4 protein-coding genes and 1 pseudogene are annotated in these 2,488 nt (G+C 40.6%); all 5 read left to right on the plus strand.

What is annotated here, in order from left to right; genetic code table 11:
* On the plus strand, positions 1-809 hold an 809-nt coding region (locus tag V7L97_RS12180; protein WP_333656365.1), incomplete at its 5' end, for an SDR family NAD(P)-dependent oxidoreductase.
* Positions 810-820: 11 nt separating this feature from the next.
* On the plus strand, positions 821-1,624 hold the full coding sequence (gene bioD / locus V7L97_RS12185) for a dethiobiotin synthase (protein WP_333656366.1): 804 nt from the start codon (positions 821-823) through the stop codon (positions 1,622-1,624).
* Positions 1,625-1,639: 15 nt separating this feature from the next.
* Positions 1,640-1,858, plus strand: coding sequence for a hypothetical protein (locus tag V7L97_RS12190; protein ID WP_333656368.1), 219 nt, complete (start codon positions 1,640-1,642; stop codon positions 1,856-1,858).
* A gap of 7 nt (positions 1,859-1,865) precedes the next feature.
* The gene (locus V7L97_RS12195) at positions 1,866-2,291 is read left to right on the plus strand and encodes a hypothetical protein (RefSeq protein WP_333656371.1); all 426 of its coding nucleotides are present in this window, start codon (positions 1,866-1,868) and stop codon (positions 2,289-2,291) included.
* A gap of 8 nt (positions 2,292-2,299) precedes the next feature.
* Positions 2,300-2,488 (plus strand): annotated as a pseudogene (locus V7L97_RS13185) (hypothetical protein); the annotation flags it as partial.

Genomic DNA, 2,488 nt, shown 5'->3' on the forward strand with positions numbered 1-2,488 from the left:
GAACTGTTACCAAAACATCGCTATTCACTCCAGAGACCCATCCTTATCGCTGGATTTGGATTTTTAGACTGAAATATTATAACATTAACAATAGTATTATGACGAATAAGGTGGCTGTGATAACAGGAGCATCAGGCGGTTTGGGAAAGGAAATTGCCCTATCATTTTTTGAAAATGGATACAGGGTTGTCATAAATTATCTCGAGTCCGGAAAATCGGCACAGGAAATTGTCGGAGCAATCGGCGATACGGCAATTGCGGTGAAGGCCGATGTAAGCAGGTTTGAGGATGTCTCTAAAATGGCCGAGACTGTCCATAAAAAATGGGGAAGGGCGGATGTCCTTATAAACAATGCAGGGATAACAAAAGATTCGCTTTTGATAAAGCAGAGCGAAAAGGACTGGGACAGGACAATGGATGTAAATCTTAAGGGCAACTTTAACTGCATAAAGGCGTTTGCATCACTTATGAAAGATGGCGGGCATATAATCAACATATCTTCATATTCAGGACTGAAGGGCAAGGAAGGGCAGGCTGCATACAGCGCTTCAAAGGCTGCATTGCTTGGACTTACAAAGACAGCGGCAATCGAGCTTGCAGAGTATAAAATAAGAGTGAATGCAATTTTGCCCGGGTACATGCCTACTAAGATGGGGATTAGTGCAGATGAAGCCTTAAAAAGGGCAAAAGAGGCCAGTCTTTTAAATACACTCTCAGACCCGAAGGAAGTGGCAAGGTTTATCGTCTATCTTGCAAGCACCGAAAATATAACAGGGCAGGTATTCTGCCTTGAGAGCAGGATTATTTAAGGAGATTAAAATTGTCAAAAGGCATTTTCATAACAGGCACAGATACAGGCGTGGGCAAGACGATTGTGTCTGCTGCGATAATCAGGGCATTAATAAAGAAGGGCATAAAGGTCGGCGCCATGAAACCGATTGAAACGGGATGCGTTTCTATAGAGCAGCAGAGTAGCAGAGCAGCAGAGCAGAAGAGTGGAGGAAAAACTGAATTATTAATCCCGTCAGACGGGATGTTCTTAAAAGAGATGGCAGATATGGACGACCCTATAGATTTGGTAACTCCGATTCGCTTTGAGCATCCGCTTGCACCGATGGTCGCATCGGAACTTGAGAAGATTCCGGTTGAGATAAATAATATATTTGATGCTTATAATGTATTATCAAAAAAATACGATTTCATGGTTGTTGAAGGGGTAGGCGGTTTGCTTGTACCGATTGCAAAAAGCAGTCAGCAGTCAGCAGTCAGCAGTCAGCAGTCAAAATCAAATGAAGAAGTCAACTCGAATACTTATTTTGTTATTGACCTCATAAAGGATTTAAAGCTCCCTGCTATTGTTGTTGTAAGGCCGACTCTCGGCACAATAAATCACACACTCCTGACAGTTAACTATGCTTTAAACGAAGGGATTAATGTGATCGGGGTAATTATTAATCATCATAATCCTCCAACAGGAGATATTGCTGAAAAGACAAATCCTGAAGTATTAAGGCAACTCTGTCCTGTGCCTGTAATCGGTATGCTGCCGTATATTGATGATATTTCTTTTGAAGGTATCGAAAGAAATGCACTGTCTGAAATTATTCAAGCCGCTCAGATATAATTATATAAACGAGTAATGAAGAAAAAGATAATCATAGGTTTGAGCATCTTTTCATGGATTTTCTTTCTCGGCGGCATATATATGGTCAGCACAATAGAAAAAACCACTGCAAAGCTTAATGAAATTATAATGCTTCATCAGGTTGAAATATTGAGAGAGCGTTTATTGATACAGATTAAAAGGGTTCAGTCCGATCTCAGCTTCAAAAAATACACGTTTTGCAAGGAGCTTTAATACGATCGTGATAGATGTAAGAAGTATGGCAAAGGCAGCAGAGACCTGTTCTGGTTGTCACCACTCAAGCGACGTAAAGAAAAATCTTGATGACCTCACGAATCATATCGGGGCGTATCAAGAGGCGATTAGCAGGGTTTTGACTGTAAGGGCGAATGCTGACAGGTTAGCGGCAGAAGAGGATAATGCCTTTAAGATGGGCGAAGATCTAATTAAAAGGGTCGATGGCATGATAATCATGGCAAGCAGTAAACTCGATGAGAAAACACAATCCGTCCTCAATAAGATAGCTAAAACAAAAAGAATACTTTTTATTATCATTGCTTCCGGTCCTTTTATAGCAACAGTTTTAGCTTTTATCTTTATAAAAGGCTTTACAAAACCAATGGACAAGCTTCTTAATGCAACAAGAAAATTAAAGGGGGCAATTTAGATTACAGGATTGATGGCTTAAAAGACGAGTTTGGAGAACTGGCCGACTCTTTTAACGAAATGTCGCATTCTTTGAAAGAGTACTGGTCCAAATTGGAAGAAAGCGAAAGAAAACACCGACTGCTTTTTGAAAATGCCAAGGATGCTGTTTTCTTATTGGATGCGGAAAGGGATTATGGAAGGATAATCGATGCCAAC

It is taken from the genome of Dissulfurispira sp., from assembly GCF_036745535.1.
Lineage (GTDB): Bacteria > Nitrospirota > Thermodesulfovibrionia > Thermodesulfovibrionales > Dissulfurispiraceae > Dissulfurispira.